General features: G+C 72.2%; 24 protein-coding genes. 11 read left to right on the top strand and 13 right to left on the bottom strand.

What is annotated here, in order from left to right; translation table 11 throughout:
* Positions 1 to 10 precede the first annotated feature (10 nt).
* Positions 11 to 325, bottom strand: coding sequence for a MazG-like family protein (locus ACFV9D_RS07765; RefSeq protein WP_385142528.1), 315 nt, complete (start codon positions 323 to 325; stop codon positions 11 to 13).
* A 193-nt stretch (positions 326 to 518) separates the two neighbouring features.
* Between ACFV9D_RS07765 and ACFV9D_RS07760 the strand changes: the two genes are divergently transcribed.
* Complete coding sequence (locus ACFV9D_RS07760; RefSeq protein ID WP_385142525.1) at positions 519 to 842, top strand: nuclear transport factor 2 family protein; 324 nt, start codon at positions 519 to 521, stop codon at positions 840 to 842.
* Positions 843 to 1,100: 258 nt separating this feature from the next.
* Here ACFV9D_RS07760 and ACFV9D_RS07755 read toward each other — a convergent pair whose 3' ends face one another.
* The gene (locus tag ACFV9D_RS07755; RefSeq protein WP_385142523.1) at positions 1,101 to 1,856 is read right to left on the bottom strand and encodes an SDR family oxidoreductase; all 756 of its coding nucleotides are present in this window, start codon (positions 1,854 to 1,856) and stop codon (positions 1,101 to 1,103) included.
* Between the two features lie 135 nt (positions 1,857 to 1,991).
* Here ACFV9D_RS07755 and ACFV9D_RS07750 point away from each other — a divergent pair, with 135 nt between their 5' ends.
* Positions 1,992 to 3,623 (top strand): alkaline phosphatase D family protein, encoded by a 1,632-nt coding sequence (locus ACFV9D_RS07750; protein WP_385142520.1) that lies wholly within the window; start codon positions 1,992 to 1,994, stop codon positions 3,621 to 3,623.
* A gap of 27 nt (positions 3,624 to 3,650) precedes the next feature.
* Here ACFV9D_RS07750 and ACFV9D_RS07745 read toward each other — a convergent pair whose 3' ends face one another.
* The gene (locus ACFV9D_RS07745) at positions 3,651 to 4,664 is read right to left on the bottom strand and encodes a Gfo/Idh/MocA family protein (RefSeq protein WP_385142518.1); all 1,014 of its coding nucleotides are present in this window, start codon (positions 4,662 to 4,664) and stop codon (positions 3,651 to 3,653) included.
* Positions 4,665 to 4,741: 77 nt separating this feature from the next.
* Between ACFV9D_RS07745 and ACFV9D_RS07740 the strand changes: the two genes are divergently transcribed.
* Together ACFV9D_RS07740 and ACFV9D_RS07735 are read left to right on the top strand one after the other, a co-directional pair.
* Positions 4,742 to 6,019, top strand: a complete 1,278-nt coding sequence (locus tag ACFV9D_RS07740; protein ID WP_385142515.1) for a Bcr/CflA family multidrug efflux MFS transporter — start codon at positions 4,742 to 4,744, stop codon at positions 6,017 to 6,019.
* A 277-nt stretch (positions 6,020 to 6,296) separates the two neighbouring features.
* Positions 6,297 to 7,286, top strand: a complete 990-nt coding sequence (locus ACFV9D_RS07735; RefSeq protein ID WP_385142512.1) for a small ribosomal subunit Rsm22 family protein — start codon at positions 6,297 to 6,299, stop codon at positions 7,284 to 7,286.
* Between the two features lie 159 nt (positions 7,287 to 7,445).
* On the opposite strand, the gene ddaH is transcribed toward ACFV9D_RS07735, so the two are convergent.
* Positions 7,446 to 8,264 (bottom strand): dimethylargininase, encoded by an 819-nt coding sequence (gene ddaH, locus ACFV9D_RS07730; RefSeq protein WP_385142509.1) that lies wholly within the window; start codon positions 8,262 to 8,264, stop codon positions 7,446 to 7,448.
* A gap of 176 nt (positions 8,265 to 8,440) precedes the next feature.
* Between ddaH and ACFV9D_RS07725 the strand changes: the two genes are divergently transcribed.
* On the top strand, positions 8,441 to 9,061 hold the full coding sequence (locus tag ACFV9D_RS07725) for a TetR/AcrR family transcriptional regulator (protein ID WP_385142506.1): 621 nt from the start codon (positions 8,441 to 8,443) through the stop codon (positions 9,059 to 9,061).
* A 120-nt stretch (positions 9,062 to 9,181) separates the two neighbouring features.
* Positions 9,182 to 9,952 carry a bifunctional DNA primase/polymerase gene (locus ACFV9D_RS07720; protein ID WP_385142503.1) on the top strand — a complete coding sequence of 257 codons (771 nt, stop codon included), beginning with the start codon at positions 9,182 to 9,184 and terminating at the stop codon, positions 9,950 to 9,952.
* 131 nt (positions 9,953 to 10,083) lie between these two features.
* On the opposite strand, the gene ACFV9D_RS07715 is transcribed toward ACFV9D_RS07720, so the two are convergent.
* The 7 genes from ACFV9D_RS07715 to ACFV9D_RS07685 form a co-directional block, all read right to left on the bottom strand.
* The gene (locus ACFV9D_RS07715) at positions 10,084 to 10,992 is read right to left on the bottom strand and encodes a hypothetical protein (RefSeq protein WP_385143182.1); all 909 of its coding nucleotides are present in this window, start codon (positions 10,990 to 10,992) and stop codon (positions 10,084 to 10,086) included.
* Positions 10,949 to 11,917: an iron uptake transporter permease EfeU gene (gene efeU, locus ACFV9D_RS07710; RefSeq protein WP_385142500.1), complete on the bottom strand. Its 969-nt coding sequence runs from the start codon at positions 11,915 to 11,917 to the stop codon at positions 10,949 to 10,951. The genes ACFV9D_RS07715 and efeU overlap by 44 nt, the downstream gene beginning before the upstream one ends.
* Positions 11,918 to 11,933: 16 nt before the next feature.
* The gene (efeB, locus tag ACFV9D_RS07705) at positions 11,934 to 13,202 is read right to left on the bottom strand and encodes an iron uptake transporter deferrochelatase/peroxidase subunit (RefSeq protein ID WP_385142497.1); all 1,269 of its coding nucleotides are present in this window, start codon (positions 13,200 to 13,202) and stop codon (positions 11,934 to 11,936) included.
* A gap of 12 nt (positions 13,203 to 13,214) precedes the next feature.
* On the bottom strand, positions 13,215 to 14,369 hold the full coding sequence (gene efeO, locus ACFV9D_RS07700; RefSeq protein WP_385142494.1) for an iron uptake system protein EfeO: 1,155 nt from the start codon (positions 14,367 to 14,369) through the stop codon (positions 13,215 to 13,217).
* A gap of 153 nt (positions 14,370 to 14,522) precedes the next feature.
* A complete protein-coding gene (locus ACFV9D_RS07695; protein WP_385142491.1) occupies positions 14,523 to 15,410 on the bottom strand; it encodes a heme ABC transporter ATP-binding protein in 888 nt (295 codons plus the stop codon).
* Positions 15,407 to 16,534 carry a FecCD family ABC transporter permease gene (locus tag ACFV9D_RS07690; protein ID WP_385142488.1) on the bottom strand — a complete coding sequence of 376 codons (1,128 nt, stop codon included), beginning with the start codon at positions 16,532 to 16,534 and terminating at the stop codon, positions 15,407 to 15,409. Before ACFV9D_RS07690 ends, ACFV9D_RS07695 begins: the two co-directional genes overlap by 4 nt.
* Complete coding sequence (locus ACFV9D_RS07685; protein ID WP_385142485.1) at positions 16,531 to 17,571, bottom strand: hemin ABC transporter substrate-binding protein; 1,041 nt, start codon at positions 17,569 to 17,571, stop codon at positions 16,531 to 16,533. The genes ACFV9D_RS07690 and ACFV9D_RS07685 overlap by 4 nt, the downstream gene beginning before the upstream one ends.
* Positions 17,572 to 17,672: 101 nt before the next feature.
* On the opposite strand from ACFV9D_RS07685, the gene ACFV9D_RS07680 reads away from it, so the two are divergent.
* The 4 genes from ACFV9D_RS07680 (at position 17,673) to ACFV9D_RS07665 (ending at position 22,186) form a co-directional block, all read left to right on the top strand.
* Positions 17,673 to 19,052, top strand: coding sequence for an HtaA domain-containing protein (locus ACFV9D_RS07680; protein ID WP_385142482.1), 1,380 nt, complete (start codon positions 17,673 to 17,675; stop codon positions 19,050 to 19,052).
* 34 nt (positions 19,053 to 19,086) lie between these two features.
* A complete protein-coding gene (locus tag ACFV9D_RS07675; protein ID WP_385142480.1) occupies positions 19,087 to 20,562 on the top strand; it encodes an HtaA domain-containing protein in 1,476 nt (491 codons plus the stop codon).
* Between the two features lie 93 nt (positions 20,563 to 20,655).
* Positions 20,656 to 21,522, top strand: a complete 867-nt coding sequence (locus tag ACFV9D_RS07670; protein ID WP_385142477.1) for a hypothetical protein — start codon at positions 20,656 to 20,658, stop codon at positions 21,520 to 21,522.
* The gene (locus ACFV9D_RS07665; RefSeq protein ID WP_385142474.1) at positions 21,500 to 22,186 is read left to right on the top strand and encodes a PhzF family phenazine biosynthesis protein; all 687 of its coding nucleotides are present in this window, start codon (positions 21,500 to 21,502) and stop codon (positions 22,184 to 22,186) included. The genes ACFV9D_RS07670 and ACFV9D_RS07665 overlap by 23 nt, the downstream gene beginning before the upstream one ends.
* On the opposite strand, the gene ACFV9D_RS07660 is transcribed toward ACFV9D_RS07665, so the two are convergent.
* Together ACFV9D_RS07660 and map are read right to left on the bottom strand one after the other, a co-directional pair.
* Positions 22,176 to 22,826 carry a heme oxygenase (biliverdin-producing) gene (locus ACFV9D_RS07660; protein WP_385142471.1) on the bottom strand — a complete coding sequence of 217 codons (651 nt, stop codon included), beginning with the start codon at positions 22,824 to 22,826 and terminating at the stop codon, positions 22,176 to 22,178. The two genes, ACFV9D_RS07665 and ACFV9D_RS07660, sit on opposite strands and share 11 nt — an antisense overlap.
* Before the next feature lie 114 nt (positions 22,827 to 22,940).
* Positions 22,941 to 23,798 carry a type I methionyl aminopeptidase gene (map, locus tag ACFV9D_RS07655; protein WP_385142468.1) on the bottom strand — a complete coding sequence of 286 codons (858 nt, stop codon included), beginning with the start codon at positions 23,796 to 23,798 and terminating at the stop codon, positions 22,941 to 22,943.
* A gap of 58 nt (positions 23,799 to 23,856) precedes the next feature.
* Between map and ACFV9D_RS07650 the strand changes: the two genes are divergently transcribed.
* The gene (locus tag ACFV9D_RS07650) at positions 23,857 to 24,087 is read left to right on the top strand and encodes a hypothetical protein (RefSeq protein ID WP_385142465.1); all 231 of its coding nucleotides are present in this window, start codon (positions 23,857 to 23,859) and stop codon (positions 24,085 to 24,087) included.
* Positions 24,088 to 24,101 lie beyond the last annotated feature (14 nt).

The following is a 24,101-nucleotide window of genomic DNA, read 5'->3' as shown; positions in this document are numbered from 1 at the left end:
TCTCGGCCCGTCACTTCGCCAACGACCGTTCCGCCACCCGCCGGAGGTGCCCCGCGAAGACCTCCGAGGCGTCCGGCGTCAGCGTCCGCAGCGCCACCATCGCCGTGATGATCACGTCGCACAGCTCGGACTCGACGTCCTGCCAGGTGTGCGAGGTGCCCTTGCGGGGGTTCTGACCGGTCGCACCGATGACGGCCTCGGCCACCTCGCCGACCTCCTCCGAGAGCTTCAGGACCCGCAGCAGGACGTCCTGTTCCGGCGGGAGCGTGTGGTGCGCGGCGATCCAGGAGGCGAGGCGGTCGACGGTGTTCCACGGGTCGGTCATGAGAGAGAAGACTGCCAGTCCAGGGTGGTCGGTTCTTCCCGGGGATGACCGGCGAGCTGGTCCTCGAGCGCGTGCTGCCCGAGGCGGAGGCGACGGGCCTGCTCGCCCAGGTGGCCGAGTCCGTGCGCTGACGCGCGCCACACGTGCGGCCCGGGTCCGTGGGGATCGGGGCGGGCCGGTGTACGGGTAGGCCATGACGATCCCTGTGGACAGACTCAGCGACCCGGCCGTGCGCGCTTTCGTCACGGCCCTGAACGCCAACGACCGCGACGCCTTCTTCGCGGCGCTCACCGCCGACGCCTCCATGTCCGACGACGGTTCCGACCGGAACGTCGACGAGTGGACCGACAAGGAGATCTTCTCCTCGCGCGGGCACATGGAGATCGAGTCCGAGAAGGACGGCGGGCGCGCCCTCGTCGCCCGCTACCGCAACGACACCTGGGGCGAGATGCGGACCGCCTGGCGGTTCGACGTGCGGGACGGCAAGGTCGCCCGCTTCGAAACCGGCCAGGCGTAGCCCTCGGGCGGGCGGCGGCCAGGGGACGGGCGGGGGGAGCTCGCCGGGTCGCCCCGGCGGGCTCCGCCCCCGGGTCGCCGCCCCGGCCAAGTGGACCGGCGGGCTCCGCCCTGGGTCGCGGCCCCGGCCGCGTCGCCCCGGTGGGCTCCGCCCTGGGCTGCCGCCCCGGCCGGGTAGACCGGCGCGTCCCGCCCCCCGGTCCGCCGCCCGGCGCGCCCCCGCGCCGTCCGTCGTCCCGGTCGCCCCTATCCCTCCGTCCTACCCCCGCCCGATGTACGGCATCGCCGTCGCCATCACCGTCGCGAACTGGACGTTCGCCTCCAGTGGCAGGCCCGCCATGTGGACCACCGTCGCCGCCGCGTCCGCCGCGTCCATCACCGGCTCCGCCGCCAGTTCCCCGTTGGCCTGCAGGATTCCCGTCTGCATCCGTGCCGTCATCTCCGTCGCCGCGTTCCCGATGTCGATCTGGCCGCAGGCGATCCGGTACGGGCGTCCGTCGAGGGAGAGCGACTTCGTCAGGCCCGTCATCGCGTGCTTCGTCGCCGTGTACGCGATCGAGTGCGGGCGCGGCACATGCGCCGAGATCGAGCCGTTGTTGATGATCCGGCCGCCCTGCGGGGACTGCTCCTTCATCGCCCGGTAGGCCGCCTGGGCGCACAGGAACGCGCCCGTCAGGTTCACGTCGACGACCGAGCGCCACGTCTCGTGGTCCAGGTCCTCGACCGGGACGCCGCCGCCCGCGAACGTGCCCGCGTTGTTGAAGAGCAGGTCGACCCGGCCGAACCGGTCCCGTACCGCCTCGAAGAGGGACGTCACCGCCTCCGGTGACGTCACATCCGTGGGTACGGAAAGGAAGTCCCCGGCCGGAACGGACGCGGCCGTCTCCTCCAGGGGTTCCCGCCGGCGCCCCGCGAGCGCCACCGACCAGCCCGCCTCCGCCAGGGCCCGCGCCACGCCGCGGCCGATGCCCGAACCCGCTCCCGTCACCACTGCGATGCGCGACTCAGTACTCATGGGCGCGCAGCGTACGGCAGACGTGTGCCCCATGAACTCATCCGTCCGACACGTGGATGTTCTGTACCCGACAACGTGACGTCGTCCCACCCCACTCGAATACCGGACGGACAACATCCGCCTGGGGAGGGGTACATGACACACGTTCACCAGCACGGCGACGAACTGCGGGCCGCCGCCCGCCACTTCGGCCGTCGACGCTTCCTCACCGTCACCGGGGCCGCCGCCGCGCTCGCCTTCGCCGTCAACCTGCCGGCCGCCGGTACCGCGAGCGCCGCCGAGCTGAACCCCGGCAGAATCACCGAGAACCCGTTCACCCTGGGGGTGGCATCCGGTGACCCGCTGCCCGGTTCCGTCCTCCTGTGGACCCGGCTCGCACCCCGCCCCTTCGAGTCCGACGGCGGACTGCCCCGCTCCCGGGTCGCCGTGCGCTGGGAGCTCGCCCATGACGAGCGCTTCACCCGGACCGTCCGGCGTGGCCAGGTCACCGCGCACCCCGAGTTCCAGCACAGCGTCCACGTCGAGATCGACCACCTCGACCCGGATCGCGTGTACTTCTACCGGTTCCGTGTCGGCGACTGGATCAGCCCCGTCGGCCGCACCCGCACCGCGCCCGCCGCCGGCGCCCGGATCTCCGAGCTCACGCTCGCCGCCGTCTCCTGCCAGGCGTACCACGACGGCTACTTCACCGCGTACGGACACCTGGCCCGGGAGGACGTCGACGTCGTCTTCCACCTCGGCGACTACCTCTACGAGTACGCCGTCAACGCCACCGGCGGCGCCCGCGCCTACACCGACCGGCGCCTGCCCGCCGTCTTCAACCGGGAGACGATCACCCTGGAGGACTACCGGCTCCGGTACGCCCTCTACAAGTCGGACCCCGACCTACAGGCCGCGCACGCCGCGCACCCCTTCGTCGTCACCTGGGACGACCACGAGACCGAGAACAACTACGCCGGCGAGATCCCGGAGAACGACGTGCCCCCGGAGGAGTTCCTGCTCCGCCGCGCCGCCGCCTACCGCGCCTACTGGGAGAACCAGCCGCTGCGCAGGCCCCAGCAGCCCGAGGGCCCCGACATGCGCCTGTACCGCCGCCTCCGCTTCGGCCGCCTGGCGCAGTTCGACATCCTCGACACCCGCCAGTACCGCTCCAACCAGGCGTACGGCGACGGCTGGCAGGTCCCCGGCCCCGAGTCCGAGGACCCGAGCCGCACCATGACCGGCGCCACGCAGGAGCGGTGGCTGCTCGACGGCTGGCGCGACTCGGGCGCGCTGTGGAACGTCCTGCCGCAGCAGGTCGTCTTCGCCGAGCGGCGCAACGTGCCGACGGCCGACTTCAAGCTGTCCATGGACTCCTGGGACGGCTACCCGGCCTCCCGGCAGCGCCTTCTGGACGGAGCGGCGGCGGCCGGCGTGGAGAACCTGATGGTGCTCACCGGCGACGTCCATGTCGGCTACGGCCTCGACATCAAGGCCGACTACCGCGACCCGGCGTCCCGGACCCTCGGCACCGAGATCGTCGCCACCTCCATCGCCAGCGGCAAGGACGGTGCCGACCGGCCCGCCAACCACGACGCCCTCACCACCGCCAACCCGCACATGAAGTTCTACAACGGGCGGCGCGGCTATGTGACGGTCGCCCTGGGGCAGGAGAGCGCCCGCGCCGACTTCCGTACGGTCTCGGCCGTGACGACCCCGGGCGCCCCGGTCACCACGGCCGGCTCCTTCGTCACGGAGGCGGGCGACCCGGGTCTCAAGCCGGCATGACCGACAGTCCGGCCTGCGACCCGGGTCTCAAGCCGGCGTGACCGACAGTCCGGCCCGTTCGGAGGGATAGCGGACGCCGACGCGGTCCCGTACCGCGTCGAGCGTCCGCATCACCGCCAGCGAGCCGGCCAGCGGGACGAGCGGCGACTCGGTCTCGCCCGCGCGCAGGCACCGCATCACCTCCGTCGCCTCGTGCCGGAAAGTGAGACGCTCGCCCTCGCCGACGTACTCCTCCGGCTCGCGGCCGGCGCGGTGCAGGGTGAACCCCGTCGGCGCGAAGAAGCCGTGCGGGATGTCGATCCGGCCTGCCGTGCCCGTCACCGACGCCGTCCGCGGGGTGTCCGCGACCACCGAGCAGGACAGCGTGGCCACCGCGCCCGACTCCCAGCCCAGCAGCATTCCGGTGTTCAGGTCGACACCCTCGGGAGAGAGCCGCGCGTGCGCCTGTACGGAATCGGGCTCGCCGAGCAGCAGCTGCGCGAACGAGACCGGGTACACGCCCAGGTCGAGCAGCGCGCCGCCGCCCAGGGCGGGGTCCAGGAGCCGGTGGCCGGGCCCGAGGTCGTTCCCGGCGAGGCCGAAGTCCGCCTGGACCGACCGGACCTCGCCGATCGCCCCGTCTCGCACCAGCTCCACGACCCGCCGGATCAGCGGGTTGCAGTACATCCACATGGCCTCCATCAGGAAGAGGCCACGGTCCCGGGCGAGGGTGACCAACTCCTCTGCCTCCCGCGCGTTCAGCGTGAAAGCCTTCTCGCAGAGGACTGCCTTGCCCGCCTCCAGGGCGAGCCCGGCGGCCGGCCGGTGCGCGTGGTGCGGGGTCGCCACGTACACCACGTCCACGTCCGGGTCGGCGGCGAGCGCGGCCCACCCGCCGTACGCCCGCGGGATGCCGAACCGGTCGGCGAAGGCCCGTGCCGACGCCTCCGTACGGGAGGCCACGGCCACCACCTCCGCGTCTTCCGTCGTCAGCAGATCAGTGGTGAACTGCGCCGCGATCCCGCCCGTCGCCAGCACACCCCACCGCACGGTCCTTCCCATGCCCACCCCATAAAGGTCTCGACCACTCGGACGAGCTGAGAGCATAGGGACGGTTTCGACGAAACGGAGAGCATTCGATGCCGGAGAGCGGCCAGACCACGACGCAAGGACACATAGCCACCACCCCCGTCGCCGCCGCCCGGCGCGTGGGGCTGCTCGTCACGCTGGTCCTCGGTGGACTGACGGCCGTACCCCCGCTTTCCATGGACATGTATCTGCCGGCCCTGCCGGAGGTCACCGAGTCGCTGCGCTCGCCCGCCGCGACCGTCCAGCTGACGCTCACCGCCTGCCTCGCCGGCATGGCGCTCGGCCAGCTCGTCGTCGGCCCCATGAGCGACAAGTGGGGCCGGCGCAGGCCGCTACTCATCGGCATGCTCGTCTACGTCGCCGCGACCGTGGTCTGCGCGCTCGCCCCCTCCGCCGAACTCCTCGTCGCCTTCCGGCTGCTCCAGGGCCTGGCGGGCGCGGCCGGCATCGTGATCGCGCGGGCCGTCGTCCGTGACCTGTACGACGGCGTCGAGATGGCGCGGTTCTTCTCCACGCTGATGCTGATCTCCGGTGTCGCCCCGATCGTCGCGCCGCTCATCGGCGGCCAGATCCTGCGGGTCACCGACTGGCGGGGCATCTTCTACGTCCTCGCCGCGATCGGGGTCCTGCTCACGGTGGTGGTGTGGAAGTTCCTCGCCGAGACGCTGCCGCCCGAGCGGCGGCACGCGGGCGGGGTCGGCGAGGCGCTGCGCACCATGCGCGGGCTGCTCGCGGACCGGGTCTTCACCGGCTACATGCTGGCGGGCGGGCTCGCCTTCGCCGTGCTCTTCGCGTACATCGCGGCCTCCCCGTTCGTCGTGCAGGAGATCTACGGAGCCTCGCCGCAGACCTTCAGCCTGCTCTTCGGCCTCAACTCCATCGGCCTCGTCGTGGCCGGCCAGATCAACGGCAAGCTGCTCGTCGGGCGGGTCAGCCTGGACAAGGTGCTGGGCTGCGGTCTGAGCGTGATCCTGCTCGCCTCGGTGGCGCTGGTGCTCATGACGAGCGGCGTGTTCGGGCAGGTGGGGCTGGCCCCGATCTCGGCGGCGCTGTTCGTCCTGATGTCGGCGATGGGCCTCGCGCTCCCCAACACCAACGCCCAGGCCCTGATGCGCACCCCGCACGCGGCGGGCTCCGCGTCCGCGCTGCTCGGCACGTCGTCCTTTCTGGTCGGCGCGGTCGCCTCCCCGCTCGTCGGCATCGCCGGCGAGGCGACGGCCGTCCCGATGGCGGTGGTCCAGCTGACCTGCGCGACGGCTGCGCTGACGTGCTTCCTGCTCATGTGCCGCCCTTGGCGGCGCGCCGCGGTGGGGGAGGGACGGGCCTGACGCGGCCTGCCGCCCGTGCGGGCGGGCGGCGGGTAGGGCGGGGCGGGGCCTCGGAGCCTGCCGGGGAGCCCGTCGCCCCGGCCGTCTGGACCGTCGGGGGTACCCGGCCCTACGGCCCTCTGGGCCACCGGCCCACCTGCCCCGGGGGCTACGCGGCCCTCGGGCCCTCGGCCCAGCCGGCCCCGCCCCCAGCCCGCCGGCCCCGGCCCAGCCGGCTCTGCCCCCGCCCCCAGGGACGGCGGGCCGGCGGCCGTGGTGGGGCGCCTAAAATGTGGAGGTGAATGCCTCCGCCTCCCTTGCCTCCGGTGACTCGCTGCGCGCCGCCCTCGCCGGGCTTCTCGACGGGCTGCCGCCGCGCCAGGCCGCGCAGGCCGTCGAGCGGCTGATCGCCAACTACCGGGGCACCACCCCGACCGACGCCCCCGTGCTGCGCGACCGTTCCGACGTCGCCGCGTACGCCGCGTACCGGATGCCGGCGACCTTCGAGGCGGTACGGGCGGCGCTCGACGCGCTGAGGGACGCCGCGCCCGGGTGGGAGCCGGCCACGCACACCGACATCGGCGGTGGCACGGGCGCGGCGAGCTGGGCGGTCGCCGAGGCATGGGACGGCCTCGCGCGCACCACGGTCCTGGACTGGGCGGAGCCGGCTCTCGCGCTCGGGCGGGAGCTGGCGGCCGGGGCGTTCGACGCGGAGTGGCGGCGGGCCCGCATCAGCGGCGCGCTGACGCTCGACGCGACGGACCTCGTCACCGTCTCGTACGTCCTGAAGGAGCTGACCGAGGCCGACCGCCGCGCGGTCGTGACCGAGGCGGCGCGAGTGGCCCAGGCCGTCGTGATCGTCGAGCCCGGCACCCCCGACGGCTACGAGCGGATCATCGCCGCCCGCACCCTCCTCGTCGAGGCGGGGCTCACCGTCGCCGCGCCGTGCCCGCACAGCGGGGCCTGCCCGATCGAACCCGGCGCGGACTGGTGCCACTTCGCGGCACGGGTGAGCAGGTCGTCGCTGCACCGGCGGGTCAAGGGCGGCTCACTGCCGTACGAGGACGAGAAGTTCAGCTACGTCGCGGCGACCCGGTTCCCCGTGACGCCCGCGCTGTCCCGGGTGACCCGGAAGCCCCAGATCCGCAAGGGCCAGGTCCTGTTGGAGCTCTGCGGCGCGGAAGAGACGGGCCTGACGCGCGAGACGGTCACCAAGCGCCACGGGACGCTGTACAAGGCGGCCAGGGACGCGGAGTGGGGCGACGCCTGGCCCCCGGAGCAGGGCTAGGGACCAGGACCGCCCCGGGCCGGGGCGGCCCGGGCACGGTTGCCCGTGCCGGGTCACCGTCCCGGGGGCACAGAGCACGGTTGCCCGTGCCAGGTCACCGCGCCGGGCCACCGGGCCACGTCGCCCGGGCCCGGCCCCGGTCCCGTCACCCCCGTCGTCTCAGAGCCGCAGCTCCTGCGTGCAGCACTTCACGCTGCCTCCGCCCTTCAGGAGTTCCGTCAGGTCCATGCCCAGCGGCTCGAAGCCCCGCTCGCGCAGTGGGGCGAAGAGGCCCACCGCTGCCTGCGGCAGCAGGACGTGGCGGCCGTCGCTCACCGCGTTCAGACCCAGCGCCGCCGCGTCGCTCTCCGTCGCGAGCAGCGCGTCGGGGAAGAGGCGGGAGAGGACCGCCCGGCTCCCGGGGGAGAACGCGTCGGGGTAGTACATGACCTCGTCGCCCTCCGTGTCCAGGACGCACAGCGCCGTGTCCAGGTGGTAGTAGCGCGGGTCCACCAGCTCCAGGCCGATGACCGGGCGCCCGAAGAACTCCTGCGCCTCGTGGTGCGCCAGCGGGCTCGAGCGGAAGCCGCGGCCGGCCAGGATCCACGACGAGGTCACCGCGAAGTCGCCCTCGCCCTCGTTCACGTGCTCCGGCACCCGCACCTCTGGGTAACCGTTCCTGCGGAACCAGTCCAGATGCGCCGCCGCCTCGTCCGTACGCTCCGGATAGGCGAACTTCGCGCCCAGCACCCGCCCGTCCACCACGGTCGCGCCGTTCGCGGCGAAGACCATGTCCGGCAGGCCGGGATGCGGGTCGAGGAGTTCGACGGTGTGGCCGAGCGAGCGGTAGCGGGCCTGCAGGTCCTCCCACTGGGCGAGGGCGAGCGGCAGGTCGACCGGTTTCGTCGGGTCCATCCATGGGTTGATGGAGTACGTCACCTCGAAGTGCGTGGGTGGGCACATCAGATAACGGCGGGGCGAGGCCTCGCGCGGAGTCATGCGCAATGAGGGCTCCTCACGGAAGAAGTGAGATGGTCGGACGGAGCCCATGGTCCGCCCTTCACCGTCTCCGCGCAGTGAACCGTTCGGGTGGTTCGACGTAACTCGACCGAACATCAGGAGGGTGACCCCAGGTGGCGAGACGCCGCGTCTCGTCTCCTGTTAGACTTGGACTCATGTCCGAAGCCAAGGGCCCCGACGCCTCCCGCCGCAGCGAACGCTCCCGCCGCGCCATCTTCGACGCCGCCCTCGCCCTCGTCTCCGAGGTCGGCTACACCAAGACCACCATCGAGGGCATCGCCGCCCGCGCCGGCGTCGGCAAGCAGACCATCTACCGCTGGTGGCCCTCCAAGGCCGCCGTCCTCCTCGACGCCTTCCTCGACCTCGCCGTCCAGGCCAACGAGGCCCTCGGAGGCGACGCCGACAGTGAGATCCCCGACACCGGCGACCTCGCCGCCGACCTCAAGTACGTGCTGCGCGCCACCGTCGACGAGCTGAACAATCCGACGTACGACGCCCCCTCCCGCGCCCTGGCCGCCGAAGGCATCGTCAACGCCGAACTCGGCGCCCGGTTCGTGGAGCAGCTCCTCGAACCCCAGCTCCAGTACTACGTCCGCCGCATCGAGGCAGCTCAGGCGGCTGGGGACATCGACCCCGACGTCGACCCCCGCATCGCCCTCGAGCTCCTCGTCGGCCCTCTGAACCACCGCTGGCTGCACCGCACGCTGCCGCTCACCCACGCCTACGCCGACACCCTCGTCGACTACGCGCTGCGCGGGCTCGCACCCCGCGCGTGACCCCGGCACCGCGGGCGTAACCCGGATATGTACCCCGGTTCCGTACTCCGGTCACCCAAGGCGCAGGATGGTGGGACGATGGGCAGAGCCGAACGGGCGAGCACAGGTGTGAGGGGATAGATGGGCGACGGTATCGGCCGCTACCGCGGCACGGAGAGCAAACTCGCGCAGTGGCTGCGCAGGCGTCCCAAGCGCACCGCGGCCGACGACGAGAACGACCGCGTGAAGCTGCTCCTGGCCGTCGCCGCCGCCGGACTGCCCCTCGCCCCCGCCGCGTACCCCGTCGGCTACCGCTGTTCCTGCGAGCGCATCGGCTGTCCGACCCCCGCCCGGCACCCCGTCTCCTTCGCCTGGCAGACCCAGTCGACCACCGACCGCGCCCAGATCGAGCGCTGGGCACTGGGCCAGCCCGAGGCGAACTTCATCACCGCCACCGGCATGGTCCACGACGTCCTCGACGTCCCCCTGGAGGCCGGCCGCGCCGCCCTGGAGCGACTCCTCGCCCAGGGCGTCGACGTCGGGCCCGTCGCCGAGTCCGCCGAGAGCGCGGGCGACGGCGGCCGGATGCTCTTCTTCACCGCCACCCGCGGCACCCCCGAGGACGAGGACGAGTGGTGGCCCTGCGAGCTGGACTGCCACCCCGAGACCATGGACGAGCACCCGGGGCTGCGCTGGCACTGCCGCGGCAGCTACGTCCTCGTACCGCCGTCCCGGCTCATCGGTGACGAGGACGAGCAGCCCGCCCTCGCCTGGGTCCGCGGCCCCGAGCACGCCCTGCCCGACCCGCTGAACCTGCTGGAGACCCTCACCGACGCCTGCGCCCGGCACGCCGCCGAGCAGGGGGACCAGCACACCGGACACGAGGTCGCCTGGCCGCTCGGGCGCCGCTGAGCGCCCCGTCTTCGAGCCGCAGCGCCCCTCGTCGAGCCAGCAGCGCTCCTCTTCGAGCCGGAGCGCCCCTCGTCGCCGCTGAGCGCCCCCGCGTCACGCCCGTTGACGAGCCCTTCCCTCAGCGCCCGGCGTCACGAGCCCTTCGCGCCCGTCACGCCCTGGAGCCGGCCCGCGATCGTGACGCCGTCCCGCTCCGAGCCGGCCGGCTTCACGAGGACGGTCTGGCTCGACACCCACTCCTTGGTGACGGTGTTCTTCACCTCGCCGGTCATCAGGGCCTTCACGTCGGCCGTGACCTTCGGCCGGTAGCCCTGCGCAGCCGTCTGCTGCTCGAAGTAGCGCGTAGCGAAGAAGACCAGCGCCCCGCCGTCCTCGGTCGCGAGGGCCAGCGGCGCGAAGTCCCCGGCGTCCGCGACCTGGTCGATGTACTGCGTCGCAAGACCCGCCCGCTTCGCGCCCTTGCGCCGCTGATCCCGCCACTCGGTGGTGTGCGGACCCGCCGCGAACTGGCCCTGCTCACCGCCGCCGAGGAACGAGACGTAGCTCCGGCCCAGGTCCTTGGGGGCGACGGCGAGTTCGGCGGAGTCCGCGGCGACCGGCACCGCGTACCCGCCCTCCGTCTTGAACGCCGGGACCTCGTCCGGGGTCAGGATCGCCAGATAGGCGACTTCCCACAGCTGCTCGGAGCCGTTGCGCACGAAGACCAGGAGCCAGCGGTTGTCTCCGCTGCCCTGGTCGGTGTCCCGGTTGGAGTCGGTGTCCGCGACGAACCAGCGCGGCCAGCCCGCCTTCTTGGGCAGCACGAACTTCGCGTCCGTCAGCTCCAGCGCCTTGTGGCTCCGGTTCCCGCCGGGACTGGTGATCGAACGGGACTTCAGCCCCGCCTGGTTGATGGCCCCGAGCGGACCGGTGACCCGGCCCGCGTCGAGGGCCGGGTCGTAGGCCTTGTCGGCCTTGTTGTACGCGTCGGTGAAGTCCTTGAGGGCCTGCTCGGCCTCAGTCCTCGTCGCCGCCGGCAGCAGCTCCCGCTCGCCGTGCACCGTCACGCAGCCGCTCGCCGTCAGCGCCAACACGGTCGCCGCCGTCGTCGCCACGAACCCCTTGGACGGTCGCCTCAGCCTTCTCATCGGTCGCCTTCTGCTCCTCCACCGGCACGGACGGACCCGACCCTACCGGGGCCAGGAACAACACGAGCGTCGGGACCAGGTAGAGCGCCCACACCGTGACCTGAAGGGTCGTCGGGTCGGGCTGGAAGTTGAAGACGCCCTTCAGAAGCGTCCCGTACCAGCTGTCAGGCGGAATCGTCGCCGAGATGTCGAAGGCCTTGTTCGCGAGCCCGCCCAGGAAGCGCGCCTCCTGGAGGTCGTGCACGCCGTAGGCGAGGACACCGGCCGCCACCACGACCAGCATTCCACCGGTCCAGGTGAAGAACCTCGCCAGGTTGATCCTCAGCGCGCCGCGGTAGAACAGCCAGGCCAGCAGGACGGCCGTCGCGATGCCGAGCAGCACCCCGACCAGCGGCGCGGACGTCCCGTCGGAGGAGGCCCGCACCGACGCCCAGACGAACAGGGCGGTCTCCAGCCCCTCCCGGCCGACCGCCAGGAACGCGGTGGCGACCAGCGCGCCCGTGCCCATCTGCAGCGCCGCGTCCAGCCTGCCGTGCAGTTCCGCCTTCAGATGCCGGGCGGTACGCCGCATCCAGAAGACCATCCAGGTCACCAGGACGACGGCGAGGATGGAGAGCGAGCCGCCGAGCAGCTCCTGCGCCTCGAAGGTCAGCTCCTGCGAGCCGAACTCGAGGCCGGCGCCGAAGGCCAGCGCGATGCCGACCGCGACCCCGATGCCGATCCAGATCGGCTTCAGGGCGTCACGGCGGTCCGTCTTCACCAGGTACGCGATGAGGATGCAGACGACCAGGCCTGCCTCCAGGCCCTCGCGCAGGCCGATCAGATAGTTGCCGAACATGCCGGTCCCTCCCTGGCTATGCGAACAGTGCCCGGCCCCACCAGTCGTCCTTGTCGCGGACGCCCGGCGGGACGGCGAACAGGGCCGAACCCACATGCTGGATGTACTCGTTGAGGACGTCCGCATGGGCCAGCGAGGTCTGCACCGGAATGAAGCCGGTACGGACGTCCCGCTGGTACGCGAGGAAGAAGAGGCCCGCCTCCAGCCGGCCGAGACCGTCCGTGCCGTCCGTGAAGGAGTAGCCGCGGCGCAGGATCGTCGCCCCGTTGTTGGAGTCCGGGTGCGCGAGCCGGACGTGCGCTTCCGGCTTCATCGCCTTCAGGAACGGCTCGTCGTGCTCCTTGGCCTTGCCGGCGGGAGCGCCCTCGCGCTTGTCGCGGCCGAAGATGTCCTCCTGCTCCTGGAGCGGAGTGCGGTCCCAGGTCTCGACGTTCATCCGGATCCGGCGGGCGACGAGGTACGAACCGCCCGTCATCCAGCCGGCCGCGCCCGGGGCGTCCTTGGCGGGGACCCACACGTGCTTGTCCAGGGCCGCGGTGTCGGTGCCCGCGATGTTGCGCGTGCCGTCCTTGAAGCCGAACAGGTTGCGCGGGGTCTGCGCGTCGGGGGTGGTGGAGGACGTCTTGCCGAAGCCCAGCTGCGACCAGCGGACCGCGACCTTGCCGAAGCCGATCCGGGCGAGGTTGCGGATGGCGTGCACCGCGACCTGTGGGTCGTCCGCGCACGCCTGGACGCACAGGTCGCCGCCGCTGCGGGACGGGTCCAGGTTGTCGCCGGGGAACTTCGGCAGGTCGACCAGCGCGCCGGGCCGCTTGTCCGTCAGCCCGAAGCGTCCGTCGAAGAGGGACGGGCCGAAGCCGATGGTGAGGGTGAGCCGGGAGGGCTTGAGGCCGAGGGCCTCGCCGGTGTCGTCCGGCGGGGCCTCCGGCAGGCCGCCGTAGGCGCCCTCGCCGACTTCTCGGCCGGCCGTCATCCGCTCGGCGGCGCGCGTCCAGTCCTTCAGGAGCTGGACGAGCTCGGCGCGGTCCTTCGTCTTCACGTCGAACGCGGCGAAGTGCAGCCGGTCCTGGACGGCCGTGGCGATTCCGGCCTGGTGCGGGCCGTGGAAGGGAACGGCCGCGCCGCTGTCGGCGACGGGCGCGGTGGTGTCCCCGGTACGGGTCAGGGCGACGGCACCGCCGGCCGCGGCGGCGCCGAGCGCGAGCCCGGCGCCTCCCCAGCCGAGGACCGTGCGCCGCGAGGTCGGAGTGCTCTCCGGGGCCGTGTTCTCGTTCGCTTCGGACATGTCCGTGTCCTCCTACTTCACGACCGCGGCGGCGAGCTTGGAGAGCGGCTCGGCCAGCGCGTTGACGCCGTCCGACAGCTCCTTGCGCTCGGCCTTGCCGACCTTGTCGTACGAGGTGAAGACGTAGCTGCTCTTGTCCGTGCGGTACTTGTCCAGGAGCGTGTTCAGCGCCGCGAACTGCTTGTCGAGCTCGGCGACGAGCTTCGGGTCGTTCTTCGAGGCGACCGGCTTGAGCAGCTCGTAGGACTTCTGCGCGCCCTCGACGTTGGCCTTGAAGTCGACGAGGTCGGTGTGGGAGTAACGCTCCTCCTCGCCCGTGACCTTGCCGGTGGCGACCTCGTCCAGGAGCTCCTTGGCGCCGTTGGCCATCGACGTCGGGGTGATGTCGGCCTTGCCGACCCGCTTCACCCAGTCCGCGAGGTCCTTGTCGAGGGTGTCGGCGAGCTGCTTCTCGCGGTCGCCGATCTTCTTGTCCTGCCAGAGCGCCTTCTCCAGGCGGTGCCAGCCGGTCCAGTCCTTCGCCGGGTCCTGGCCGGCCTCCAGGCCGTCCTCGCGGACGTCGACCTTCGGGTCGATGTCGCCGAAGGACTCGGCGACGGGCTCGGTGCGCTCCCAGCCGATACGGGAGTCGGCGTAGGCCTTCTTCGCGGCCTCGAGGTCTCCGGCGCGGACGGCGTCGGTGAAGACCTTCACCTTCGGCAGGGTGGCGTCGGCCTGCGCCTGCACGTACTGGCGGTAGGCGGCGACGGCGGCGTCCATCTCGGGGGAGCGCTTGGCGGCCGCGGCGGCACCGGTGACGGTGACCTTCTGGCGGATGCCGTCGCCCTTCATGCCGGGCTTGCAGGCGATCTCGTAGTCACCGGCCTTGACCTCGGCGGTGATGGTGGCCTTGGTGCCGGGGCCGATGTTCTCGCGCTCGGTCACGATGCGGTCGTCCGGGTACAGGATGTAGACCTCGGTGACCTTCGTGCCCTTGTTCTCGACGGCGAGCTCCACGTGCCCGGCCGGGAACGACTTCTTGGAGACCTCGCAGGAGTCGTCCTTGGCGACCACCTGGACGGCGCCGTCGCCGCCCTTGGCGTCGCTCTTCTCGGCGCAGCCCGTGACGGCGGTCAGGGCCACCGCGGTCGCGGCGGCGGTGACGACGGAGAGACGGACGGCTCGCATGGGCGCTCCAGAAAGGACGGGGACGGGCTGAGGCGGACCTAACTTAACCGAGGCTTACCTCACCCAAACCGGGGCGTCCAGTGATTCGACTCTCACCTTCCGGGCCCGGGCACGACAAGGTCACGGAGCGCTCATCGGTCCCCCATGGCCTGGTCAAGTACCGGTCAAGGCGCCGGGTTTGTCCGTTTCGGTGTCGAGGGTGGCGCGGCGCGGGACGACCAGCGGAACGCCGGTCCGGGGATGCGCAAGCACCTCCACCGGCTGTCGGTACACCCGGCTCAGCAACTCCTCCTCGAAGACCTCGGCCGGCGGCCCCTCGGCGGCGATCCGGCCGTCGTGCAGCACCCCGACGCGGTCAGCGTGCGCGGCGGCGAGGCCGAGGTCGTGCAGCACGACCACGACCGCGACCCCGGCGGCGGCGCGCTCGCGGCAGACGCGGAGCACCAGTTCCTGGTGGCGCAGGTCCAGCGCGGCCGTCGGTTCGTCGAGCAGCAGCAGCGGGGTGCGCTGGGCGAGCACCCGGGCCAGGGCGACCCGGGCCCGCTCGCCGCCGGAGAGCGCGGAGAAGGGACGGGCCGCGAAGGCCGCCACCTCGGTGGCCGCCATGGCCTCCGCGACGGCTGCCTCGTCCTCCTCCTCGCGCCCGGTCCCGGCCCACGGAGCACGGCCCATCCGGACCACCTCGGCGACCGGGAAGGGGAAGGCGAGCGCGGCCGCCTGTGGCAGTACCGCCCGGCGCAGGGCGAGTTCGGGCGCGGACCAGCCGGCGGCGGGCCGGCCGCAGATCCGTACCTCCCCGCCGTACGGCGCGAGATCGGCGGCCAGCGCGGCCAGCAGGGTCGACTTCCCGGCCCCGTTGGGCCCGACCAGGGCCAGCACCTCGCCGGCCCGCACGGCGGTGTCGACCCCGCGGAGGACCTCCCGCCCGCCGAGGCCGACCCGGAGCCCCCGGGCCTCCGCGACGGCCTCGCCGGGCTCGGCAGGGGTGGGGAGTTCACGCGTACGACGGGTCAGCAGACCGCGGAACAGTGCGGACGTCATGCCCAACCACCTTGCCTACGACGGGTCCTGCGCAGCAGCCAGAAGAAGAACGGGCTGCCGAAGAGGGCGGTCAGGACGCCCAGGGGGAGTTCGGCCGGGGCCGCGACGGTACGGGCCGCCAGGTCGCCGGCCGCGAGCACCACCGCGCCACCGAGCGCGCTGCCCGGGACCAGGAAGCGGTGGCCCGGACCGTTCGCCATCCGCAGCAGATGCGGGACGAGGAGACCGACGAAGGTGATGATCCCCGCCACCGCGACCGCCGCGGCCGTCAGCAGCGCGACGACCAGGATCAGGACGATCCGCAGCCGCTCGACGTCCACGCCCAGGTGTCGGGCGGGCCGCTCGCCGAGCGCGAGGAGGTCCAGCTTGCGGGCGTAGAGCGGGGCGACGGCAAGTCCGACCAGCGCACAGGGCAGCACGGCGAGCACCTTGGGCCAGGTGGCCTGGGCGAGCGAGCCGAGCTGCCAGAAGGTGATCTGGGTGATCTGCGCGTTGTCCGCGAAGAAGATGAACAGGCCGATCAGAGCGCCCGCGAAGGCGTTCACCGCGATACCGGTGAGGATCAGCGTCACCACTTCCGTACGGCCGCCCGCGCGGGACATCGCGTACACGAGGAAGACGGTCGCGAGCCCGGCCGCGAACGCGCAGACGGTCACCGTCCAGTTGCCGAAGAAGCTGAGGCCGAGCGCGATGGCCCCGACCGCGCCGACGGCCGCGCCGGCCGAGATGCCGATCACCCCGGGCTCGGCGAGCGGATTGCCGAACACGCCCTGCATCAGTGCGCCCGCGCAGCCGAGCGAGGCGCCGACGAGGATCGCGAGGACGACCCGGGGCAGCCGGATGTTCCACAGGACGCTCTCGGCCGAGCGCTCCAGCGCGTGGCCGCCGAGCCCGAGACGGTGCTGGACGGAGGCCAGCACGTCCCCGAGCGGGATCTCGTACGCCCCGATCCCGGCGGAGAGCAGGGCGAGCAGCAGCAGAACGGCGAGCAGGCCGAAGGTGAGGGTGGTGGCGGTACCGCGCGGCCTGCGCCGCGGGGATCCGACCGCTGGGCCTCGGGCCTCCGGTGCGGACGTTTCCTCCGCGGCCGTGCCCGGGGCCACCGAGTCGTCGACGGCGGTCACTTGGGCTCCCCGTACAGCTGGTCCACGAGGGTTTTCAGGACCTGGTCCGTCCGTGGGCCGTAGTTGAGGAGGACGCCGTCGTCGACCGAGACGACCCGGCGGTCCATTCCGGCCGGCGTCTCCGCGACGCCGGGGATCTTCACCAGTCCGTCGACGCCGCCGACGGACTGGAGTCCCTTGCTCATCACGAGGATCGCGTCGGGCGCGGCCGCGGCCAGCGCCTCGCTCGTGATCGGCGTGAAGTCCTTCTTCAGACCGGACTCCTTGCCCGCGTCGACGGCTCCCGCAGCCTCCAGGAGGGAGGCCGCCCCGGACTCGGCCCCGCCGAGCAGATAGACGGCCGCCGATCCCCGTACGTACAGGAAGGCCACCCGGGGCTTGTCCTTCGGGTCCTTCGGGTCGTTCGGGTCCTTCCCGGCGGGAATGTCTTTGCGGACGGCGTCGATCCGGTCCTGGGTGCGCTGCTTCAGCGCGCCTCCGGCCTCCGGTACGCCGAGGGCGGCGGCGACCGTGTCGATCCGGGCGGAGATGTCCGCCAGCTCCTTGGCCGGCTTCACCACGACGAGTGGGATGCCCGCGTCGCGGATCTGGGCGATCGCCTCGGCCGGCCCGGTGGAGGTGTCGGCGAGGACGACGGTCGGCCGCAGCGACAGGACGCTCTCGGCGGAGACGTCGTGGGCGCGGGTCACCACGGGGAGTTTCGCGGCCTGTTCGAAGGTGGCCGTGATGTCCCGGGCGACGACCCGGTCGCCGAGGCCGAGGGTGAAGACGATCTCGTTGAGCGAGCCGGTGAGCGGGACGATCCGCTCGGTGGACGCGACGGTGACCTTGCGGCCGTCCGCCGAGTCCACGGTCGCCGGGAGCGTGGACTTCGGTGCGCCGGCCAGCGGTTCGACCCGGTCGGGGGCGGCCTTCGCCTGCGTGGAGTCCGTCGTGGGGGCGGTCTGTCGGGGGGTGCTTCCGTCACCGCAGCCGGTCGCCAGGAGTGCGAGCGCGAGTGCCGACGTCAGTACACCCGCGAGGCGAGTTCTCTGCACGGGGAAGCACCGTCCTGTTCGTTCTGGGCGGCAGTCTGTCGTTCTGCCTCCGAGTAGCTTAGGTTAGCCTTACCTCACTTGCTAGCCCTCGGAGGGGTTCCATGCTGCTGTCCAGACCGGCCCGGGCGCTCGCCGTCACGCTCTTCGCGGCGCTCCTCGGGTCCCTGCTCCCGGCCACTGCCGCCGAGGCCGCGGGCCGTGCCGTGCGGGGTGGGAGACTCGACTGGGGAATCAAATCCTCCTTCCAGGGCTATGTCACGGGCCCCATCGCGCACGGCAGTTGGAACCTCACCGGAGGCGCCGCCACCGTCGGCGGCAGCCAGTTCCGCTTCCACTCCGCCCAGGGTTCGTACGACCCCGCGAGCGGCGCCTTCGAGGCCGGCTTCTCGGGCGGGGTGCACTTCCTCGGCCACCGCAAGAGCGACGGCACCCACGAGCTGGACCTGAGGATCAGCGGGCCCCGCGTCCGGATCGAGGGCGGGCGCGGCACGCTCTACGCCGACATGGCGAGCAAGGCCAAGGGGACGGGGAAGGTCACCACCTCCTCCCAGGTGCCGCTCGCCTCGCTCGACCTCTCCGGCATCGACATGCGCGGCGGAGGCAGCCCCGTCTCCCTCGCCGACGTGCCCACCACGCTCACCTCGCAGGGCGCACGCGCCTTCGCCGGGTACTACACGGCCGGGACGCCGCTCGACCCGATCAGCCTCACCGTCGACGTCAAGGCGCCGGCCGAGCCGACCGCGACCAAGTCGCCCGAGGCGACGGCCGGTTCCCCGGCCGCCACCGGAACCCTCCGGGACGCGGCGGTCGACTGGGGGGTGCGCCGCACCTTCCGTGAGTACGTCACGGGCTCCATCGCCCAGGGCAAGTGGACCCTGTCCGGCGGCGCCCAGGACGGCGGCGCGTTGTTCCGCTTCCCGCAGGGCAAGGGCACGTACGACCCGAAGAGGCGGACCCTCGACGCCGCGTTCGCCGGCGCCGTCCGCTTCACCGGCACCCACCTCGACCTCACGCTCGGCGCGGTCACGGTCGAGGTGACCGGCGGCAAGGGCACGCTCGGCGCCGATGTCACCAGCGGCGGGAAGACCGAGAAGGCCGTCCCCCTGATCACCTTCACCGCCGCGGACTTCGCGCCGAAGAACGGCCTCGCCGTACTGACCGAGGCGCCCGCGACCCTCACGGAGGGCGGCGCCAAGGCCTTCGCCGGGATGTACAAGGCCGGGACCGAGATGGACCCGGTGTCGCTGGCCGTCGTGGTCGACACGAAGGCACAGCTTCCGGCGCTGCCGGACCTGGGCAGCGACGCGAAGCCCTCGGCGACGGCCTCGCCCTCGGCTTCCGCCGCGGGCGCCCCCGCGCAGACGGCCGCTGCGGGCGATTCGTCCAGCACGGCCACGTACCTCGCCACCGGCGCCGGCGTGCTCCTGATCGCGGCGCTCGCCGTGTTCGGTGCACTGCGTCGCCGCCGCACTGCCAACTGACCCCCGATTCCCCTTCCGTAGGAGACCACCCACCATGTCCACGCCCACCCGACGCCCTGTCGTCCTCGCCGCCGCCGTCGCCACCGGGCTCGCGCTCGGAGCGAGCGTCTTCGCCCTGCCGGCCCTCGCGGCGGACGCCGCCCCCGCGACGGAACTGAAGGAAGGCACGCTGGACTGGGGCTTCAAGGAGTCCTTCCGCAAATACCTCGCCTCGCCGATGGCGCAGGGGAAGACCACGGTCGCGGGCGGCGCGAAGCAGGCCGCGGACAACGGCGTCTTCACCTTCGTCGACGGCACCGGTACGTACGACACCGGGACGCACGCCACCGCCAACGCCTTCAAGGGCAGCGTCCACTTCGAGGCCCACGGCGGCGTCCTCGACATCACGCTCTCCGACGTGAAGCTGACCACCAAGGGCACGGCCGCGCCGACCGGTGAGATCACCGCCGATGTCGTCACCAAGGGCAAGGACGGAAAGTTCGTCACGCGGGACGACGTCGCCGTGGCGGCGCTCGACATGACCGGGGTGCGGCCGGGGCAGGGCGCGGGCGGCGCGATGGTCTTCAAGGACATACCGGCGAAGCTGACCAAGGGCGGCGCGGAGGCGTTCGCCGGGTTCTACAAGGAGGGTGACCCGCTCGACGCGGCGACCCTGACGGTGAAGGCCGGCGGCACCAAGCCGTCCCCGACCCCGACGAAGACCACCTCGCCCTCGCCCACCCCGACCGCGACGAAGACCACGGCCCCGCCGACCACCGCCCCCACCACCGCGCGGCCCACCGGCACCCCGTCCGTGCTGAACGGCAAGCTCACCTGGGGCGTGAAGGAGTCCTGGCGGAAGTACGTCGTGGACACCTGCGGCGGCAAGGCGACGGCGACCGGTGGCGCGAAGAAGAACGGCTCGGTGTACGACTTCGCCTTCGGCTCCGCCCAGTGGGACGCGAAGGCCCGCAAGGCCGCCACGGCGTTCAACGGCACCCTCCGCTTCGAGTGCGCGGCCCACACCATCGACTGGGCCATCAGCGACGTGAAGGTGAAGGCCGACGGCTCGGCCGGCACGCTCGTCGCCGATGTCGCCACCGCCAAGGGCACGAAGAACGACGTCACCTTCGCCGATCTCGACCTGTCGAAGGCCGACTACACGGCCGAGAAGGGTGTCGTCACGCTCAAGAACGTCCCGGCCGAGCTGACGAAGGACGGCGCCGCCCAGTTCGCGGGCCCGAACGGCGAGGCCTTCTACCAGCCGGGCACCGCGATCGACCCGGTGACGGTCGCCCTCACCGTGGACAAGGACGCCACGCTGCCGACCACGACCGGCGGGACGAGCGGGGGAACCTCGACCACCGGTGGTTCCTCCACCACGGGTGGCGGCACCGTCGGCGGCACCGGCTCCCTCGCCGCCACCGGCGCGGGCCTCCCGACCGGCGCTCTGCTCGGCGCGGCCGGCGCCACCGCCCTCGCGGGCGCGGCGGTCGTCTTCGCGGTCCGGCGCCGCACGACGGAGTCCTGAGCCCGGCTTCTGAAACCGCCACCCCCCACAGGCAGGGCCGCACCCCGAAAACGGGTGTGCGGCCCTGCCGCATGCCCGGCTAGCGTGCGGGACATGTCCATGCGCCTGCGCCGAGAGAACCTTCCCGGATCGGTCTTCCGCATCGCGGGACCGGCCGAACCACCACCGCTGCGCTGGGAGATGACGGACGGCCGTCGGATGCTGCTCCGCCAGTCGGGACGGCCCGTCCTGCTCGGGCGCGTCGACGAGGACCGGGGCGGGGTACGGCTCCACCGCCGCCCCGGCTACCGCTCGCCCCTGCCGCCGATACGGGCCGACGAATCACGGCAAACGCCCGACTGGGTGCGTCGGTACGCCGGTTGGCTGGATGCCGCCGACGAGGGACCCCTGCACGCGGGGCGGTGGATGCTCTGGGAGCGGGAGGTGTTCCCGCCGTACGTCTGGGGCGACGACTTCCTGTCGGGGTGGCCGGACGGCCATCTGAACTGGAACCACGGCTGGAACGGCGTCGTCCCGCTGCGGCGGGTGTCCGCCCCGGACGCCCCGCGCGTCAAGGCGTACCGCAAGCAGGCCAGGGACGGCAGCCTCGCACCCGTACTCCTGTGGTGGGTGACGGCCTTCGACGGCTGGCTGCTCCTGGACGGCCACGACCGGGCGGTGGCGGCGCTGGCCGAGGAACGGACGCCCCGCACGGTCGTACTGTCCCGTGGAGAGGACGAGGAGAGGATGGCGGAGCTCCTCGGCTCCGTGCCCGAGGAGTACGAGAAGCTGCTGGTACGCGACTTCGCCGGCCCCGATCCGGAGCGGCAGCGGGCGGCGTCCGTCCGGGGCCTCTCCGACTTCGCCGCGAGCGTCCCGTACGACGAAGCACGCACCTGCGCGTGGCCGATTCCGGGTGGCCCGGCGGAATGGGACGCCTGGATGCTTGAATTCCGCCATGCACACGACCGTGACGAGTAGCGCCACCGACATCGACGTCCTGCGTGTCTTCTGCGCCGGCGACGGCCGGTACGGCAACGCCCTGGGTGTCGTACGGGACGGGCGCACGCATCCCGACGAGGCGTCCCGGCAGGCGCTCGCCAAGGAACTCGGCTTCAGCGAGACCGTGTTCGTGGACGACCCGGAGCGCGGGGACGTCGACATCTACACGCCCGGTGTGCGGCTGCCGTTCGCCGGTCATCCGGTCGTCGGCGCCGCCTGGCTGCTCGACCTGGAGGTCGTCCACCCGCCGGCCGGCGAGGTCTGGGTGCGCGGGGACGGGGAGTTCACCTGGATCGAGGCCCGCGCCGAGTGGGCGCCGCCGCGCACCCTGCGGCGGTACGGATCGGCCGACGAGGTCGACGCGCTGGAGGTGCCCGAGCCCGGTGAGTGGATCTACGCCTGGGCCTGGGAGGACGAGGCGGCCGGCCGGATCCGGGCGCGGGCGTTCCCGGGGCGCGGGGACGGCATCGACGAGGACGAGGCGACGGGTGCGGCGGCCCTGCTGCTCACGGCCGAGCTGGGCCGGGCCCTGAACATCACGCAGGGTCGTGGGTCGCAGATCCTGACGGCCCCCGGCCCCGACGGTGTGATCGAGCTGGGCGGACGGGTCCGCCTCGAGCGGACCCTGACACTCACGCGCTGAGCGGGAACTCGCTGCCCAGCTCCCGGAACACCGCGCCGTTGAAGTCGAAGGCGCGCTTGCACTCGTCGATGATCCGCTGCTTCTCCAGGTCGTCGGCGTTCACACCGTCGAGCAGCTCGCGGTAGCCGCGCTTGAAGGCTGCCGGGTTCGTGATCTCGTCGAAGACGTAGAACCGGACGCCGTCGCCCTTGCGCGCGAAGCCCCAGGTGCGCTCGGCCTTGTCGCGGATGATCTGGCCGCCGGAGAGGTCGCCGAGGTAGCGGGTGTAGTGGTGGGCCACATAGCCGGCCGGCCAGTCCCGCGCGCACTCCGCCACCCGGGCTGCGTACGCGGCGGTGGCGGGCAGCGGGGAGAGCCCCGCCCGCCACTCCGGGCCCCGGAGGTGGGCGAGGTCCTGCTCCAGGGCGGCGGTGCGGAACAGCTCCGGCTGTATGAAGGGCCCGGCGACCGGGTCGTCCTTCAGCGCCTCGGCACCGTCCTCGAGGGCGCGGTACACGAACCAGAGCTGCTCCGTGTACCGCGTGTACGCCTCCACGGCGAGGCGTCCGCCGAGGAGGTCGCTCATGAAGGTCGACGTCTCGGCCTCGGTGTGCTGTTCGTGCGAGGCAGTGCGGATGAGCGTCGAGAAGGGCGTGTCCAAGGCGTGCCTCCGGGACCGATGGGGACGGGAACCTACTGAGATCTTGCTACTTAGGCTTACCTAAGTCAACTGGTTCCCGACGACCTGTCGGTAAAACGCTACCCCGGGACGGGCTCAGGGCAACGTAAGGATTTCGGCCCCGCTGTCCGTGACGACGAGCGTGTGCTCGAACTGCGCCGTCCGCTTGCGGTCCTTGGTCACGACCGTCCAGCCGTCGTCCCACATGTCGTACTCGTGCGTGCCCAGCGTCAGCATCGGCTCGATCGTGAAGGTCATGCCGGGCTGGATGACGGTGGTGGCGTGCGGGGAGTCGTAGTGCGGGATGATCAGCCCGGAGTGGAAGGACGAGTTGATGCCGTGCCCGGTGAAGTCGCGCACGACGCCGTAGCCGAAGCGCTTGGCGTACGACTCGATGACCCGGCCGATGATGTTGACCTGGCGGCCCGGCTTGACGGCCTTGATCGCCCGGTTGAGCGACTCCCGGGTGCGCTCGACGAGCAGTCGGGACTCCTCGTCCACGTCGCCGCAGAGGTAGGTGGCGTTGTTGTCGCCGTGCACCCCGTTGATGTACGCCGTGACGTCCAGGTTCACGATGTCGCCGTCCTTGAGGACGGTGGAGTCGGGGATGCCGTGGCAGATGACCTCGTTGACCGAGGAGCAGAGCGACTTCGGGAAGCCGCGGTAGCCGAGGGTGGAGGGGTACGCCCCGTGGTCGCACATGAACTCGTGGGCGACCCGGTCCAGCTCGTCCGTGGTGACGCCCGGTGCGATGTGCTTGGCGGCCTCCTCCATCGCCTGCGCGGCGATGCGGCCGGCGATCCGCATCCGCTCGATGGTGTCGGAATCCTGCACCTCGGGCCCCGTGTACGGGGTGGGTGCGGGCTTCCCGACGTACTCGGGACGGCGGATGGCTCCCGGAACGGAGCGGTGGGGGGAGAGCTCCCCCGGTACGAGCAGCGACTGGCCAGACATGTCAGCGAGTCTAACGACCGCGTCTGGGGCAGCATGGCCTCAGAGGAAGGAGCCGACGATGGCCCTGTTCAAGAAGCGCACGGTGGGCAAACCGGGCGAGTGGTACTACTGCCTGGAGCACAAGAAGGTCGAGGAGGGCCCGGAGTGCCCGGCCAAGGACCGCTTCGGCCCGTACGCCTCCCGGGAGGAGGCGACCCGCGCGATGGAGACCGCGCAGGACCGCAACCTGGAGTGGGACACCGACCCCAAGTGGCACGACAGGCCCGCGACGGACGAGACGCCGGACTAGAGCCTGTCCGGCGG

Source organism: Streptomyces sp. NPDC059875, from assembly GCF_042731085.1.
In the GTDB taxonomy this organism is placed as follows: Bacteria; Actinomycetota; Actinomycetes; order Streptomycetales; family Streptomycetaceae; genus Streptomyces.
The sequence above is the reverse complement of the archived record's forward strand: the minus strand, read 5'-3'. Positions and strand labels throughout refer to the sequence as shown.